The following is a 17786-nucleotide window of genomic DNA, read 5'->3' as shown; positions in this document are numbered from 1 at the left end:
CACAAAGGTAATTATATTTCTTAGCCGTTTCAAATGTCGTATATTCCCAGGCTTTTTCAGGTGACGCAAAACATTCTCGGACGGTTCCCCATTGGCGTTCAGGTAAATAGGGTCCCCATTCCTGCCATAACTCATTATTTTTTATAATTCCCATAAGTCGGTTTTTTTCTGAACCCATATATATTCCTTTAACTAAATAATGATAAAATAATAACAATTTTATTATACTAAAATACACAACTTATATGAATTGTTTGTATATATTTTTATAAAAGATAGAAAGTAAAATAAAAACATGAATAGTGATAGGTGTATCCACTTTAAAGTTTTAGGTGGTGGCGGAGAGATTGGAGCCAACTGTTATGAGATTTCATACGCTCACGAGCATATTTTATTAGACTGTGGAGTGCATCCAAAAAAGGAAGGTTTCGATTCTCTCCCATCATTCGACTTAATGGAATCATTCCCTGATGCTGTTTTGGTTACCCATGGTCATGTAGACCATTGTGGGGCATTACCTTATTTGACCAAACTTTTCCCTCATTTTAAGGTTCATGCTACTCTGCCAACACTTCGAGTTATGGAACGAATGTTGCACAATAGTGTTGTAGTTATGAATACTCTTCGCAAAGAACGGAATATTTTTGATTATCCGTTATATCAACATGAAGATGTTGAAAATCTTATGGATATTACAAGGGCACACCTTTATAACAACCTGTTTGATGTTAGTGGTAAGAGCATGTTTAAAGCGTTATTTAATCCAGCTGGACATGTTTTAGGAAGTGGAAGTATTTTGTTGGAGTTAGACAATTATAAAATACTATATACAGGGGATATTAGTGCGAGTAATCAAGAATTATTGGGTCCTTATAAATCTATGGACTGGTTAGATGAAGTAGATGTAATGATTATAGAAAGCACACAAGGCGCTGTTGATGAGAACAAGGTAAACTCTTATGATGAAGAATCATTGCATCTGGTTAAATCTATAAATCAAGTATTAGAACAAGAAGGAACTGTTTTAATTCCCACATTTGCCTTAGGTAGAACCCAAGAGATGGCAAATATACTTGCACGATTGCAGGAAGAAGGATTGCTATTAAAAGTCCCTATTTATATTTCAGGATTAGGTAGAGCCATTTATGATATTTATGAACAATTCCGCGAATATTTAGATGAAAACAGCAAATTAAGACCCTTAAATCATTTTCGTAAATTAGGAAATATATGGCAACCCGAAGTAATGAAGCAGTTATTATCTGTTCCTGGAGTTATTATTGCGACTTCAGGAATGATGATAGAAAATACCCCATCCGCTTTAATTGCTCAAGAAATGGTTCAAACCAAACACCATGGTATCTTTTTTGTCGGTTATGTAGACCCGGACACATTGGGATATAAACTGCTACACTCAAAACCGGGAGATGAATTGCAGTTCCAGTTAGACACACAACCTGTAAAAATTAAATTGAGAAACATCAAACGATTTCACTTCAGTGGGCATGCATATAGAAACGATTTGTTGAAAATGATAGAAAAATTAAGTCCCAAAAATGTTATTCTTGTTCATGGAGACCCACCAGCACTCGAATGGATGAAAGAAAACACTCATTTAAAGACAAAATGCTTTATTCCCCAGAATGGCGCAAAACTTACCTTTGAAATTTAATATGGACAAAAAAACAAAAAAAATCAAACAGAAAGCCATCTCCTTTATAGCCATTTCATTGCTAAATTTTATAAAAAAAATACCTCTATCCCTATCCCGTAAGATAGCGGTTTTTTTTGCTTTCTTATCTTTTTATTTGTACCCGAGAATAAAAAAAGATGGATTGAAACATATTGAATATGCTTTTGGAGATACACTCACAAAATTTGAGAAGAAGAAAATATTATGGAATGCCACAAAAAACATGTTCCTTGTAGCTTTTGAATTTCCATACCTTCCCGATTTAGCAGAAAATAAATATAACAATATAGCCTCATACAAAGGTGTGGAGTATGTAGAGGAATATCTTAAAAATAAACAAGGAGCATTATTTATTAGTGCCCATCTTGGAAATTGGGAAATGATGGCGTCTTTAATGTGTAGCCATGGTTATCCTGTAGCGGAGATTGTCCGCGAATTTGATGAACCTAACTTAAATAAATTTGTTGATGATATTCGAACAAAAGCGAAGATAAAAACAATACCGAAAGACCGTTCTGCAAACGAAATTGTTAACCTAATAAAAGAAGGATGGTTTGTAGGACTTCTGATAGACCAATCTCCGAGAGATAATGGAGCCCCTGTAGAATTCTTTAGTAAACCATGTTGGGCTACAATTGGTCCTGCCTATTTATACGCTCGAACAAAAGCCCCCGTTCACCCTGTCTATATGATTAGAAATAATGACGGAAGCCTTCTTCTTGAAATACTGCCTCCTCTTACGATGGTTAATTCAGGAAACCTCCAAGAAGATATATTAAAAAACACTCAGATTTGCCAGAGTGCTATTGAAAATATTATCCGCAAATACCCCGAACAATGGCTTTGGTTCCATCACCGTTGGAAAGAAAGAGACAAATTAAAAGCCTACTGGGAAAAAAGAATTCAGGAGAAAAATAGAATTAGAAAGATAACCGAAGAATAGTTTTATAGAAATGAAAAGTCGAATAGTAAATATAGTAAAATAATCAAAAACTAAACAAAAAATATGAAAGGATTAGGATGCGAGGGTTGTTTTTTCTACGATTGGGAATAATAATCCTTATTGGGTTAATTCCTATTTTTTTATATTCAGAAAATATTCCGAATTACATTGACGATGATTGGGAGGCATTAAGTCCCAATTGGACAAACGGGATTATAACATCTGTTGTTATAGATGGTAGTGGAATTGTGTACTGTGGAGGGACTTTTACCTCGATAAACGGTGTAACTGCAAATCGAGTTGCAAAGTGGAATGGAACAATTTGGCAAGCTATGGGAAATGGTTTTAATAGTGCCGTAGAAAAAATGTGTATATCCATGGGAGGTGATGTTTATGCCGTGGGTTCATTTACTTATTCAGGGTCCAATCAACGATTACGAGTAGCAAAATGGAATGGTTTAAGTTGGCAAGCCATGGGAAGTGGTTTTGATGATGTGGTATATACAGCAATTGTTACAAGCAGTGGAACGATTTTCACAGGAGGAAAATTTTCACACTCAGGTTCTACACCCATTAACCGTATAGCATACTGGGATGGTTCTCAATGGAGAGAGCCTTATTTAGGAGTTAGTGGAGGTTCTTCTCCTTATGTTTTGTCTTTAGCATCAGATTCCAATGGAAATGTATATGCAGGGGGACAATTCCAATATGCAGGTGTAGTCTCTGCCGCCAATATAGCCCGATGGGATGGAACGAATTGGTATGCACTTGGAAGTGGAACGAATGGACCTGTATACTCTCTTGCCATAGATGAAACAGGGAAATTATACGCAGGTGGAAATTTTACACAAGCAGGAGGTGTGAGCGTAAGTAATATTGCCGTTTGGGATGGCTCTTCATGGAGTTCTTTAGGTGGTGGCGTAAATGGTATTGCATATTCAATTTTGCCTCAATCGTCACAATCTATTTTTATTGGAGGTAATTTCTCCAACGCAGGTGGTAGTATGACCGCAAATGGATTAGCATGGTGGTATTCAGGCAATTGGCGAAGTATAACATCGGGAGTAAATGGTTCCAATAAAGAAATCAGGTCTTTAGCATTCGATTCACAAGGAAACTTGTATGTAGGAGGGGATTTTTATACAGCAGGAGGAAAAATAAGTTATAGCGTAGCAAAGTTAAAAAAGCCTCCTATATTTACACTAACTTATATTGCAGATGTCGGTGGAAGTATTTCGGGAAATACAGTACAAAATATTATGAGAGGTAATGATGGGACAGAAGTAAATGCAATAGCAGATAGTGGGTATGTTTTTGACCATTGGTCTGATGGGCTATTAACTACTAACAGAAGAGATACTAATATAACCGAAAACAAAAATTTTATAGCCTATTTCACTTTAATAAGTGAAGGTTATAGGGAAGGAGAAGGAGTTGTTGAGGGAATTCCGTCAGAAGGAGAGGGAGTTCCCGAAGGGGAACCGGAAGGAAACGCTGAAGGAGAGGGAGTTCCTGAAGGGACACCAGAAGGAATTGTTGAAGGAGAGGGAATTCCTGAGGGGGAACCAGAAGGAAACGCTGAAGGAGAGGGAGTTTCCGAAGGGATACCGGAAGGAAACGCTGAAGGAGAGGGAATCCCATCCGAAGGGGAAGGGATTGCCGAAGGGGAACTGGAAGGAAGTCCAGAGGGAATCTTTGAAGGAGAAGGGACTTTAGAAGGTGAAATAGAACTAACAGCATGGATAGAAGGTGATACATATATTAATAAAACTGTTGGTGAGACGCATCTCTTTACTGTTCATGTGGAAGGGGCACACGGAAATATAGGTTATGAATGGTATTATTGCAAAGACTTCCTTTGTTCCAGTCCAACAATTATTCCGAATGCTTCAGGTCAGGAGCTATACATGGAAGATTTATCTCTCGAAGATTCGGGTTGGTACTGGTGCCATGTGTCAGATGATTTCAATGTGGTGGAAACGCCAAAGGTTTGTTTGCATGTTTCACATGGCTTAAGTATGAACAAGATTTCCTTCCTGTTCACATTCTCCATTCTATTGCTTGTTTTTGTTTTGCAGAAAGGCAAAGTGTATCATAAGTGATACATCTAAAATTAAAAAGACAATAAACCTGTCTATGGAGATACCTGAATGAAAATATCACTCTTTTTACAATTATTTTTCCTATCTGTTTTATTTTTCCCGTGGGCTAATATAAATGCCGATATGGAAAAATCCATGTTAGATTTAAGGGATTTTAAAATTTGCCTTATTGGGAATGAAAAAGAGGAAGTCTTAAATAATATAATTCAAGTTCTTTCGGAAGAAATTGAAAAACAAACACATATTGTATTGCAGAATACTGTGGAATTTTTACCCAATTGGGACTGTATATTAATTACAAGTATTAATTCATTATCCCCTGTTTATGAAAAACACTTAATTTCATTTCCGATTGAAAAATTACAGCAACTTAAACCCGAAGGTTTTGCTATATTTAACGAAGAGGTTCAAGGGAAAAATAGAATTTGGATTATAGGAAAAGATAATCGGGGAGTCTTATTTGGAGTTGGAAAATTATTACGAATAATGAAATATTCTAAAAATTCATTGGAAATAGAAATTCCTGTGAATATTATTGAATCGCCTATATCTCCTATACGCGGTCATCAATTGGGTTATCGAGCACAAGCAAATTCTTATGATGCCTGGAGTATAGAAAATTATGACCAGTATATAAGGGAATTAACTTTCTTTGGTGTCAATAGTATTGAAAATATCCCTTTTCAAGATGACCGACCCGCCCCTTTAATGCCTATTTCACGAAGGGAAATGAACCGAGCAATGAGTGAAATATGCAAAAAATATGGATTGGATTATTGGGTATGGACCCCAGCAGATTTTGATTTAAATGACAAAGAAAAACGAGAGAATATGTTAAAAAAACATGAGGAATTATATAAAGATTGTCCTGTTATAACAGGTGTATTTTTCCCGGGAGGAGACCCAGGAGATAATTCGCCAGAGTTAGTTCTACCATTTTTAGAAGACCTGTCAAAATTGTTAAGCCCAATACATCCCGAGGCAAAAATATGGTTATCCTTACAGGGATTTACCACGGCCCAGGCTCAATTTGTCTTTGATTATATTAAAAATAAAAAACCTCAATGGCTGGGAGGGCTTTGTGAAGGACCATCCAGTCCCCCGATAGCATATTTACGCCAAAATTTGCCTGCGGAATATAGACTACGAATGTATCCAGATATAACGCATAACAAACTTTGTCAATATCCTGTGCCCTGGTGGGACATTGCTTTCTCATCAGTAATTGGTAGGGAAGGAATTAATCCAAGACCTGTGCAATATGCCTATATTCATAATTGGTTTCAACCTTATTGCGATGGATTTATTACTTATTCGGATGGTATCCATGACGATGTGAACAAAATAATATGGAGTGCCTTGGGATGGAATCCCGAACAAAAAGTCCGAGATATCTTAATCGAGTATTCAAATATATTTTTTAACAGTGCAATTGCAGAACCAGCAGCAGAGGGTATATTAGCATTGGAAAACAATTGGCGGGGTAGTATTATAGATAACGGAGCCATTGAAGGGACCTTAAAGTTGTGGCAGGAGTTAGAACAAAAAGCTCCGCAATTAAGAGGCAATTGGCGTTGGCAAATGTGCCTTGTCCGTGCTTATTACGATACCTATATCCGTAGAAAAGTTATATACGAACAAGAACTGGAAGAAATGGCAAATCAAGTGTTGCAAAAAGTGGAGGAAATCGGAGCTGAGAAAGCGATGGAAGAGGCAATGAACATTTTAAATAAAGCAGTTACGGAGCCTATTGCTACAGACTTAAAAGAAAAGATTATAGAGTTATATAATGCGTTATTTAAAAATATTGGGCTACAATCCAGCGTAGAGAAATACAAAGCCAGTGGGGGAGAACGGGGTGCTTCATTAGACTATATTGACATTCCATTAAACAATCGTTGGTGGTTAGAAGACCAGTTCCAGCAAATACGACAATTAGGTTCCGAAGAGGAAAAAATAAAAAGGCTAAACATAATTGCCCACTGGGAAACACCCGGATATGGTTCTTTTTATGATGATGTGGGGAATACTGCAAAATCACCTCATATAAAGCGGTGTGAAATCCATTACACCAATCCTGCCGAAGAAGCATGGCAGGAACCTACTTTATGGTGGTTTGATAATGGGAAAACACGAAAACGGATTGCCTGGTTGAGTTCTTTAGAACATGGGGAAGCACAATATCAAGGATTAGAACCTAACGCTCAATATATTCTTCGTATTACAGGTTTGGGAAAACCACAAATTATGATTGATGGTCAAAAAATAAACAATCCCGATGAAAAAGGAATAGAATTAGGAGAATTCAAAGACTATGTCGTCCCGTCAGAGTGTATTCAGGATAGAGAAATTACTGTAAAATGGACACTTCCTGTAGGAGATTTGAAAAAAAATTGGCGACAACAGTCCCGAATTTGTGAAATGTGGTTGTTAAAACAATAGAACGAAATGGAATGTGAGAGGATATATAATATATGGTATTAATAAAATATTTGAAAGCAAAAAAAGGAAAGAAAGGGAAACTATCTATGTTAGATATGAAGGAATTATTCAAACAAACCAGCAATGATGGGGATAACTATATTTATATAACACCTACAACCATTGCAATGTGGATTATAGGTTTGTTTCTAATAATATTCGCGGCTATAAATGGCTTTTTCTAAATTATACCATTTGAAATTATACAAAGAAGGACACCCTTTTGCTAAGCAAAATATTTTTTTATAGTTTTTCAGGACTTTGTTTCCTTTTAATCCCTTTATTTCTGTTGCCATTATTTGTTGATGAATTATTAGGTGCAGGGCGTAAACCTATTCCCCCTATATCTTGGGGTGAGGCAGGTCCCAAATGGGATGAAAGTATATCGGTAGGTAAAGAGAGGGAACAATCATTTTTTAACAATGATTATGCAAGGAAGTTTATAGAATCAATTGCAGAAGAGCCTATGATGAATCAGGAAAAGCATAGGAAAGAACATTCTCCTTATGTTTGTTTAGCAAAACTTGCTATGGGGAAAGATGTGCAAGAAGTTAATGAATCCTTACAGGAATTGCAACCTCATTCAAGTGGCTCTTCTTGGGCAGGTCATAAAGGGGATTATGATTTTACAGAGGTAATACTTACAAGAATACTATATCTTTTTGGACATAACAAAGAGTTAATTTATCCTGAGACATTGGAGCATTTAGTGGGTGTTTTATTAATTGAAGAAGGGGGAAACCCGAGGGAGGCTGTTCCGGGTTCTTGGGGATGGATTCGTGATACAGAAAATCATCACTTAATGACTGAAAGTAGCCGATATTTAAAAAACCAATGGCTATTTAAATATGGAAGTTCTACAATTCCGACAGGAAATACCACATACGACAATAAAACTAATGGATTAGAAAAATGGTTTGTGGATTATCTCGATGAAATGCTTTTGAATGGCGAATATGAATTTAACTCCATTCCTTACTTGTTATATGCAGTTGAGGCTCTGTTAAATTTAGAGGAATTTCCTGACTCGCCCGAGATTCGAATAAGAGCACACAAAATACTGGATAGTATTAACTGGAAATATGCTCTGGGCAGTTCGCAATTTCGGAGGTGTGATCCTTTCCGTCGTAGGTTTGAATATGCAGATACGATATCGTTAGTTATTGACCCCCACACAGCCTTAATGCGATGGTGGTGCCTACCAGAAAGCGATAATGCTCCAGGAAAAGAAAATACGAGACACTCGCGAATTCTTTTTGCTGTTTTATCTTCATACACTGTTCCGCCAGTGGTAAAAAAATGGGCAATAGAAAAGCCTTATGATTATTTTGTTCGGATAGGTTATGGGGAGAATGGAACTCCTGAAATATATAGTGGAGGTAGCGAATATTTGATTAGTGCGGGAGGAGTATATCGAGGTTTACGAGCCATGATTATTCCAAGGCCTATAACTTTATTATTAAATGACGGAGAAATAGATATAAATAGAATTTTTCATATAAAGGGAAGAGGTAAGTGGTGGTGCTGGAACAATACAGGTGTATACAAAAGGTTTGCTGTGGGAAACTCTTCGGTACATATTCCTCCTCAATACTCGCCTGTTATCCAGAAAGGACCATGGGCTGTTTTTGCACCTGAATGTGCAAAAAATTTATATATTTGCATTTACAATGATAATAATTTTGGATTAATATATTTATCCGATAATAAAGACCTATCTCCCGATAAGTGGTTGAGTGAAATTATTAGCAAAAACCCCTCAAAAGAAGAAATCTATTCATCTTTTGTATTTTTAGATGGAAAGAAAATTGAATATGATGTAAATGCACCTGCTGGAACATGGGTGATTAAATCCGTGAGTGGAGAAGAGGTAGAGAGGTATTATGATAAATGGGAAAGATGGAATGGAAATATCCCTGTAAATTTGTATCAGGAATAGGAAAAAATAAAAATTAAAGATTTATTTTAGCACTCCCTATAGAAAAATTTATACGAATTCTTGCAGTGTGAGAGTTTCTAATTTATCTTTATAAAACGAATAAAAAAGAAGGAATATAAAATGAACAGTTTATCAAAGGTAATTTATTATCGAAAGCAGATGGTTATTTCATTTTCTATAGTTTTTATTTTTATTCCTTACTTAGCTTATACAGAGAATGCTGTATATTTAAGTGATATTTTGGAACACATTACTTATATATCACAGGGTTGGGGAGAGACGGGCTGGGATGTTTCAGCACATGCGTCCGGGCAGACCCCAATGGAGTTGCAGATAGGGGAGAAGATATATCAGAAAGGTATAGGACATCATGCACCTGGAGAAATTGTGGTAGATTTAGATAAAAGATATAAATATTTTGAATGCGAGGTAGGGGTTCAAAAACAAAACGGTTCGAATACGGGTAGTGTGGTTTTTCAAATTATGGTAGATGGGGAGAAACGATGGGATAGTGGTATTAGGCGAGAGTTAGATCCTCCTTTGCCTGTTAAAATTGATTTGAATAACGCCCGTGAACTTCGTCTGATAGTTAATAATGCAAACGATGGTATTACCTGCGATTGTGCTAACTGGGCTGATGCAAAACTATATTTAGTGGATGATAGGGAAAAGAAAGATTTGACAGATAATCTGGATATTGCATTATTTGCAGATATAGTTACCTGCGACCCGAGGCGATATGATGGGGCTCGTTGTTCCAGAGTAGAAGAATTTCCACCAGAGGATGTATTCCTGGAGAAAAAAGTGTATCCACAGGATGATGGTGCCTACGAAGTTCCAAATTATGAGGGACTAAAATGCATGGGATTGCGATGGTATGAAAGACGGAAATTAACAGACCTTGCAATAGAATTTGCTGATGATAATATCCCATCACAAGTCAAAGTTGAAGTCTGGACAGGAGAATCTCCGTGGCAGGGAAAATGGCAAAATGTAAACGGTAAGTTTGAAGTAAATGGAAAGCAAGGTTTTATACATATTCCATGGCGAGACAATCTTTTTATCTGGAAAGGTACAGAAAAAGTCCGATGGATTTTTGAAAGCGATAAGCCATTATATATTAAGCAACTGAATGCCTACAGCAATTCATCCTGGGATAGGACTTTCATAAGATTAGAAAGTGAAAAAGGAGATGTAAATACTCAGGCAACCCTTCAGATTTATAATGGAAAGTTTCTGGAATCATCAAATCCGTTCAGTCAGACTTGGAAGATTTCAGAACCACTCGCCCTACATCTTCTTTATAGTGTTCCGCGAAGTGATAAAGGAGATAGAACTTTATTATGGATTTCTCTGCCCGACATAAAATTTTGTATTGCGATAGAAGACGTACTTAAACATCCCTGTGTGTATGTCCCTTCGGCAGGTATCTTTGCTGTATTACAGTCTTCACCACTTACGGTCAGTGAATATAAAAAGATGAAGGAAAACGAAAAAAGTGTGCTTGATAATGTTCGTTCCCTACCAGAGCAAACCTTTTCAAACGCAATGGAAAAAGTTCATCAACCTATTCAAGACAATGGACCTACAATGTTATCCCTTGCCTGCGATAATAATAAATTTATTGTGGAGAGAGAAGGCTCTATCCAGTTTAATGACTTTTTTATGAAGGTTCGTATGGGAAACACGGACAAACTAAAACGCACTCTTTATAAAGATTGGTTACCTATTCCTGTTATAGAAAAGGACGATAATGGCGTTATATATTTTTCGAAAACATTTGTTGCTCCCTATAACGAGAAAAAATCATTGTGTGTCTCAGAATTTGAAATAAAAAATAATGATGTAAAAGAAATGTTTTCCGACTTCTCCCTTTCTTTTTATTCTAATAAAAAAGAGTGGGAAAAAGCGGAATTAGAAAATAAAAATCAGAGCATATTTGTAAAGAAGGATGGGAAGATATTAGGTATTTGCAAAACGGAGAATGAAATTAGCGAGGTAAATGGAGAAAATATTGTTATAAAGCGTCCTATACCTTCGGGTTCTTCCCTTAAATTAGTTGTTATTATTCCATCAGATATAAATATCAAGGTAGAAGAAGTAGAGCAAATAAAAGAAAAGGAACTTTTAGATAAAACAGTAGGATACTGGGAAAACTTATTTGCAAACTCTACGAAGATAGATATTCCAGAGCCCTTACTGAACAATGTTATCAAAGCATCACAGGTGCATTGTTTAATTGCGGCTCGTTCCGAAGGAGATTGGATTGCTCCATGGATAGCCTCTATGTCTTATGGTCCCTTAGAAAGTGAAGCCCACTCCATTGTATATGGAATGGACCTGATGGGTTGGCATGAATTTTCAAGAAAATCACTGGAATATTTCATCAGCAAGTATAACGAGGCAGGCTATCTGACCACAGGCTATACACTGATGGGAACGGGCTGGCATTTGTGGACATTAGCCGAGCATTACAGACTTACGCGGGATAAAGAATGGTTAACGAAATACGCAAAGGAACTATCCCGAGTTTGTGATTGGATAATGGCACAGTGTGAGAAGACAAAAAAGGTGGAAATAAATAGGGAAAAAGTACCAGAATATGGGCTTATGCCACCCGGTGTTGGTGCCGATTGGAACCGCTTCGCATATCGGTTTGCTATACAAGGGCATTTCTGTGCAGGTCTTAATGGGATAGGTTCTATATTAAAAGATATAAATTACCCATGGGCAGATAAATATATAGAAGGTGCCAGAGAATTAAACAAATCTATTTTAAGGGCATTTGATTGGAATAAAGAAAGAACACCTGTTTTACCACTTTCGAATGGGCAATGGATATTACCTTATCCACCTAACTTATATACTTTTGGTACCTCCGGTGAAATGTTCCCAGGAGAAGATGCAGGCAGAAGTTGGGCATACGATGTCGAGTTAGGACCGCACCATTTAATCCCGCTTGGTATACTCGACCCCTATAGCCAAGATGCAGAAAATATTATCCAGCACATGGAAGATTATTGGTTTCTTCATTCCGATTACTGGTTTGCTTTTAGCGGTGAAGGCGATTATCCGGAAGAAGAAAACAAGAGGGACCCCTTTAATTTAGGTGGTTTTTCAAAAATTCAACCTTATTACACGCGGATGGCAGAAACTTATGCTATGCGAGATGAAGTAAAGCCTTTTATCCGTTCTTATTTCAATGCTATTCCTTCCTTACTGAATACCGAAAACCTATCGTTCTGGGAACATTTCCATAATATCGGAGCGTGGAATAAAACACATGAAACAGGTTGGTTTCTGGTTCAGACAAGAAAAATGTTCATTCGTGAGGATAAAGACTCCCTCTGGTTAGCACCATTTGTTCCATCCTACTGGCTTGAAGCAGGAAAACAGGTTACTGTTAAAAATGCCGATACCTACTTCGGAAGGGTAAGTTATGATTTGCACTCAAAGTTAGATAAAAATGAAATAGATGGAAATGTGCATATCAAAAAAGATATAGATTTCAATAAAATTATATTCAGGATAAGACACCCCTCTAACAAACCCATTAAAAAGGTCTTGGTAAACGACACTGAATATAAAAAATGGGATAGCCAGTTAAATGCTATCTATCTATTTCCTACCATCGGCAAGATTGAAGAAGAATGGACTGTAAGATGTATGTATTAACAAAAATTATTAGACATCGATAATCTACTGGGTTTAATGCTATTTATTATGATATAAGTATATACTTAAAACATAGACAGTCAGTAGGTAAAAAAAATCGCTGTATAAAAATCTATTACCTATATTGTATAGGTTGTTAATTTACCCTACTAAAATAAGAATTTTCTAAGAATGAATGCAGAACCAAGCATAAAAAACATAAAGATAAAAGAAAACCAGATATAAAATTTTCTCCCAGAATTAATAGATATCGTAAATCCTTGTTTTTTTAATTCGGACTCCAATTCAGTAAGTTCAACTGGTATGTCCTTCCTAAATATTCTATTCCCTGCAAACACCAGTCCAATCAAAGTTAAACAGTTGAAAAGCCCTAACATCAGCAATCTTTTATGGGATGGTCTTATTTCTTTAACAAATACTATATGCCCTGCCAAAAAACTTGAAATAACGGAGAACAAGACATAACACAAAATAAACAAAATCCAGAAATAGCGGATAAACGAAATATTTCTATCAAGATTATTCGGTTTACCTATCTTAAACCATAGGTCATTTTTCATATCACTTGCATAATTAACCTGTGTATATAAGGTATATACACAATTGCCATAATATTCTTTACCACCATAGAAACTTGCATATTCAGGAGAAACCTTATGTTTATTTTTAAGATAGAAATAGGAAAGATTCTTTTCTCCACCTGAGGAAAACACAACAGGCTTTGTGAAATATAATGAAATCTCAATTATCTCCTGTCCATACAAACTTGTAAGCAACATCGGATAGTAAATCTCATCCGTCTTAAACTTCACATATACCTGAAGTGTATGGTTGGAATAGCCTATTTTTTTATTGATACTCCCAATATTTTTCAAATATTCGTCCAGATTCTCTATCCAGGTTACAACAAATGAATAATGCTTACCAATGTATGCTTGAAAGGTCTCCTTCGCTTCTTCAGGAATATCCGCACCTCTTTCTTTTATGTAATCGTAAAGGGCATTCCCATCTGTAGCCGTAATTACTTTAGTAGTCAGACCCATTTTTTGAACACTCATATACTCCGTAATACTACTACTGACATCTAAGGATATTCCTGAACCCTTTAATTCCATACTCCGGGGCCTCAGTAATGGAAACAAGAGTAATAACGGGGTTGGAAATACCTGTGAGGTAAATGTTAAGCCTGCCCACCAACGCATATTCTCCATCACCTTGTTTCCAATATTTATCCCCTCGTGAAACATCTTAAAATCTTTAACAATATCTATACTAACATCTTCCGGTTTTGCTGGTAAAGGAAATATCCAGACCATATCCTTAATATCCTCCTCCTTACCAGATTCAAAACCTGCAACTACACTGATAATCATGTGCTGAATACCCTCCTCATAGTTTATATACGCTACCTGCTTGTTCTCTCGCACCAATGACAGGTAAGGACTATCTTTTGTAGTTTTAAATAACACACCATCCGAAAATCCCATAAACGGCAAAGTAATTACAAGAGGCACTAAACAACATACACTTATTTTGATGGTGTTTTGTGTGCTCATAGTTTTGTCCTCCTCTTCAAATTTTGTTCATTATTTTTGAGTCTAAAAATTTCATATATGGGAAATTCCTGAATAATATTTTCCATATATATTTTTAGTATATATCCTTCTTCATAATATTTCAAGAATTTCACATAAATTTTAAAAGATAAATTTAAAAACCAACCTGTAAATGGTAAAGCACATATCTGCAAGACTAATACAGTCAGAAAAAAATTATTTATTTGGGAGAGCCTTTATAGAACTCGGTATGAAACGCAAATGAGAGATTTAGGCAGCAAGCCATTACTCTTCAACATATTCATTTAGTCGTGTTTTATTTGTTATTTTATAATATTAGTATTAACTTTTTATATAGATATTTTTAATATACATAGAATAATCGTTAGAAAAATATTTTATGTTGAATGTAAAAAATATAAATCCTAATATTTTAAGTTATTTTATTAAATATTTCTTTAAAAATATTGAAAAACTATAAAATTGTGTATCATAATAAATATAGGATATGAGTAGTTTTTAACCTTTAAAAGAAGGAGTTGTCCTATGAAAAAAGGTTTTACGCTGATTGAATTATTAGTTGTTATCGCAATTATCGGAATTTTAGCCGCGATATTATTGCCTGCACTGGCAAGAGCCCGAGAGGCTGCAAGACGGTCAAGTTGTCAGAACAATCTGAAGCAGATGGGATTGGTATTCAATATGTATGCAAACGAGGCAAAGGGTGAAATGTTTCCACCGATTAAATTATATAATTGTAATGGAAGTTTTTCTATCAATGCTACCTTTGATGGCCCCTCTGTTTATCCTGAGTACTTGAATGATGTAAATATTTGTGTCTGTCCATCCGATTCTGATGCTGAAACTGTTAGACAATCATTTCATCAAGATGGTGACCTTACAAAACCGGTTGAACCGTGCAGGTTAGCCCGTGGAAGTTATTATTATCTGGGTTGGACTTTGCATCCTTCGGTAATTTTTGACCCCGGGATTACTCCACCGAAAACTTTATCTGAAATTGGACTTGATGTAAACGCAGACCCAGGAACAATAATTTCTTTAGCTTATCAGTATATTAAAGATGATATAGTTAATAAGATTTTAGAAATTTTCTATTATGATAGTTTACCAATAGAACAACGGATTGCAGGCAAATTAAATGACCTTGCTTCTTTACCCCGCTTAAGAATGGGAATAGAAAGATTTTTAATTACGGATATTAATAATCCTGCTGCAAGTGCAAAGGCATCCAGTGAGATACCCGTTATGTGGGACGAGATAGCGGTATACGCTGGCGCATCTACATTTAATCATGTGCCCGGTGGAGGTAATGTGCTTTATATGGATGGACATGTCGAATTCCTTCGCTGGCCCAGTGTATTTCCAGCAGACCCATTAGGTGTTCTGATTTCACTTCTTTTCTAATTTGATATTGCGACTAAATAGATTTATCTTTAGTTGTTAAGAGTAAGCAGTGAGATAACTTTTAGTGTCTCTTTGAGTATCTTTATCCACTTTGGGTGTTTTTCTATAAGTAAGTAAAAAAATTTCAAAGAAGACCAATACTCTAAACGAGTAGGGGTCGCTTTGCATTAAAGGTAATACTTAATTTCATATATTCATCTATACCTCCTTTCCCCTTTTCTATTTAATATCTTATTCCCTCTCTTATGATTTGCTATCTACAATGGCACAGTCTGCAATCTAACTTCGTATTATATCTAAATAGCATTCAGTATATTTCAAAATAATGAATAAGAATCTGGATAAGAGAATTTTTTTTGATAGAAATTGTATTTCTATTTATATTAGGAACATATAAAAGGATTGCACGGGCTGATAAAAAATAAGAAAGATTATGTAATAAAACCTCAATTTATTTGTATTTATAAATAAAGTTTATAGTTGTAAATCTTATGACAAGAAAGGGACAAAGAAGTGAAAAGAAGATTGATGTATATTGATTGCTTAAGAGGCTTTTTTATTGTTTATATTTTGTGGCTCCATGCGTTCAATGCGGTTGTATATAACAACAATCCTCAATCTATAGAAAACGCTAATCCGTGGATATTTATTATATTTGCACCTCTGGTTATTTTAGCGACATGGGCTCCTATTTTTGTTATGTTATCCGGTACAGCTCATGCCTATACCATGCATCAAAATCTATTGAAATATAAAGATACATCACGCATTACCCCTGAATTAAATCGTTTGCTTCTGGGTGGATTGGTCAATTCTTTTCTTCTCATCTGTTATTCTTTCATCAACATGACTTTTTTCCATCATCGTATGCCATTTAACGGTCGTTTTTATGAAACCTTAATAACAGGATTTATCTGGAAAGGAAGTGCACCGGATTTTTCTATAGATATTCTTTTTTATACAGACGCATTAGGGAATATAGGTATAAGTTTATTTTTCCTCCATCTAACTTTATACGCGTTATGGCGGACAGGCGAGTTGTTCGACCGTAGATATACTTTCCGAATTTTAACAGGTATTGCATTAACTTTGTTATTTATTTCCCCAACGATACACCATGCATTGGATGATATTTTCCATCAGGCAATACAGGAAGAACGATGGGGACTGGCATGGTTATTAAAATTTGCATTAGGTCCACTTCCCAATATGGCATACGGTTATCTGGGAGCTGTATTTGGAATTGCCTTATCCGAACGGATAGAGTTGTCAAAGATACGCGGTTATGGCTTTGGATTAGGTTTTTCTTTCGTAATGTTGGCGGGGTGTCTGATGGGAACTTATGGATTAAAACCGGTAGAATTTGCACAATCTCCCCTTCCTTTTAAGATACAGATACTGGATGTCGGTTTAATGCTTATGCTGGCTGCTTATTTAATTGGGATTATGGAATATACGGGTGTAGACAAAAGAGAATGGTGGATGAAACATACAACAGCCCTTCGTAGGATTAGTATGGTGGCTTTGACTATATTTTTATTAGAGGGACCGGTTGCTGTGAGTTTGGGGCGGATTTATATGTGGGCGATTGGTTCTCCAGCAGAATTCCCTAAAAATCCGTTATATATCATTCCCTTTATTGTTCTGGTATTAGCATTCTGGTATGGTGTAGTAAAAGTTTGGGAAAAATTCGGGTTCAAATACGGAGCGGAATGGCTGTCTATACAGATTGTCGGTTGGGTGAAACAGAAAAAATCCATGCGTTTAGACCCTGCTTATACCTTATATTTAAAGCCTGAATTACAGGGAAGTGAGGAAAAGTAAATACTTCATTGCATATCTATAATTTTATAATTACTCACTACTATTAGAAAACAAAATTCATACGCTTGAAATATTTAATTAAACGAAGCAGGGTAATTTAAAATTTATAAAGGTGTCAACTCGTAAAGATTTGGAAAAATACAATATT

Annotated in this window: 10 protein-coding genes; 9 read left to right on the top strand and 1 reads right to left on the bottom strand. The window is 35.8% G+C overall.

Translation table 11 applies throughout. The annotated features are described in order from the left end of the window. Positions 1–295: 295 nt before the first annotated feature. The 7 genes from PLA12_01425 to PLA12_01395 all read left to right on the top strand — a co-directional run bounded on the left by PLA12_01425 (position 296) and on the right by PLA12_01395 (position 12833). Positions 296–1672 carry an MBL fold metallo-hydrolase gene (locus PLA12_01425; GenBank protein ID HOQ31151.1) on the top strand — a complete coding sequence of 459 codons (1377 nt, stop codon included), beginning with the start codon at positions 296–298 and terminating at the stop codon, positions 1670–1672. 1 nt (position 1673) lies between these two features. Further along, a complete protein-coding gene (locus PLA12_01420; protein HOQ31150.1) occupies positions 1674–2636 on the top strand; it encodes a lysophospholipid acyltransferase family protein in 963 nt (320 codons plus the stop codon). A gap of 77 nt (positions 2637–2713) precedes the next feature. Next, entirely contained in the window at positions 2714–4738 is a 2025-nt protein-coding gene (locus tag PLA12_01415) for a hypothetical protein (GenBank protein HOQ31149.1), read from the top strand. Positions 4739–4786: 48 nt separating this feature from the next. Further along, a complete protein-coding gene (locus tag PLA12_01410) occupies positions 4787–7180 on the top strand; it encodes an alpha-glucuronidase family glycosyl hydrolase (GenBank protein ID HOQ31148.1) in 2394 nt (797 codons plus the stop codon). Between the two features lie 32 nt (positions 7181–7212). Beyond that, a complete protein-coding gene (locus PLA12_01405; GenBank protein HOQ31147.1) occupies positions 7213–7404 on the top strand; it encodes a hypothetical protein in 192 nt (63 codons plus the stop codon). Between the two features lie 38 nt (positions 7405–7442). Further along, positions 7443–9158, top strand: a complete 1716-nt coding sequence (locus tag PLA12_01400) for a hypothetical protein (protein HOQ31146.1) — start codon at positions 7443–7445, stop codon at positions 9156–9158. Positions 9159–9278: 120 nt separating this feature from the next. Continuing rightward, positions 9279–12833, top strand: coding sequence for an NPCBM/NEW2 domain-containing protein (locus tag PLA12_01395; GenBank protein ID HOQ31145.1), 3555 nt, complete (start codon positions 9279–9281; stop codon positions 12831–12833). A 149-nt stretch (positions 12834–12982) separates the two neighbouring features. Here the strand turns inward: PLA12_01395 and PLA12_01390 are convergent, their stop codons facing one another. Then, positions 12983–14389, bottom strand: a complete 1407-nt coding sequence (locus PLA12_01390; protein HOQ31144.1) for a hypothetical protein — start codon at positions 14387–14389, stop codon at positions 12983–12985. Positions 14390–14935: 546 nt separating this feature from the next. On the opposite strand from PLA12_01390, the gene PLA12_01385 reads away from it, so the two are divergent. Beyond that, positions 14936–15814, top strand: a complete 879-nt coding sequence (locus PLA12_01385) for a DUF1559 domain-containing protein (protein HOQ31143.1) — start codon at positions 14936–14938, stop codon at positions 15812–15814. Between the two features lie 513 nt (positions 15815–16327). Then, complete coding sequence (locus PLA12_01380; GenBank protein HOQ31142.1) at positions 16328–17638, top strand: hypothetical protein; 1311 nt, start codon at positions 16328–16330, stop codon at positions 17636–17638. Positions 17639–17786 lie beyond the last annotated feature (148 nt).

It is taken from the genome of Candidatus Hydrogenedens sp., from assembly GCA_035378955.1.
Classification (GTDB): domain Bacteria; phylum Hydrogenedentota; class Hydrogenedentia; order Hydrogenedentales; family Hydrogenedentaceae; genus Hydrogenedens.
This window is presented reverse-complemented; position numbering and strand designations above follow the sequence as displayed.

What these genes read in the sequence shown, in the direction of transcription:
- PLA12_01425 (HOQ31151.1), top strand. Translation starts at nt 296, where the DNA reads ATGAATAGTGATAGGTGTATCCACTTTAAAGTTTTAGGTGGTGGCGGA.
- PLA12_01420 (HOQ31150.1), top strand. Translation starts at nt 1,674, where the DNA reads ATGGACAAAAAAACAAAAAAAATCAAACAGAAAGCCATCTCCTTTATA.
- PLA12_01415 (HOQ31149.1), top strand. Translation starts at nt 2,714, where the DNA reads ATGCGAGGGTTGTTTTTTCTACGATTGGGAATAATAATCCTTATTGGG.
- PLA12_01410 (HOQ31148.1), top strand. Translation starts at nt 4,787, where the DNA reads ATGAAAATATCACTCTTTTTACAATTATTTTTCCTATCTGTTTTATTT.
- PLA12_01405 (HOQ31147.1), top strand. Translation starts at nt 7,213, where the DNA reads ATGGTATTAATAAAATATTTGAAAGCAAAAAAAGGAAAGAAAGGGAAA.
- PLA12_01395 (HOQ31145.1), top strand. Translation starts at nt 9,279, where the DNA reads ATGAACAGTTTATCAAAGGTAATTTATTATCGAAAGCAGATGGTTATT.
- PLA12_01390 (HOQ31144.1), bottom strand. Translation starts at nt 14,389, where the DNA reads ATGAGCACACAAAACACCATCAAAATAAGTGTATGTTGTTTAGTGCCT.
- PLA12_01385 (HOQ31143.1), top strand. Translation starts at nt 14,936, where the DNA reads ATGAAAAAAGGTTTTACGCTGATTGAATTATTAGTTGTTATCGCAATT.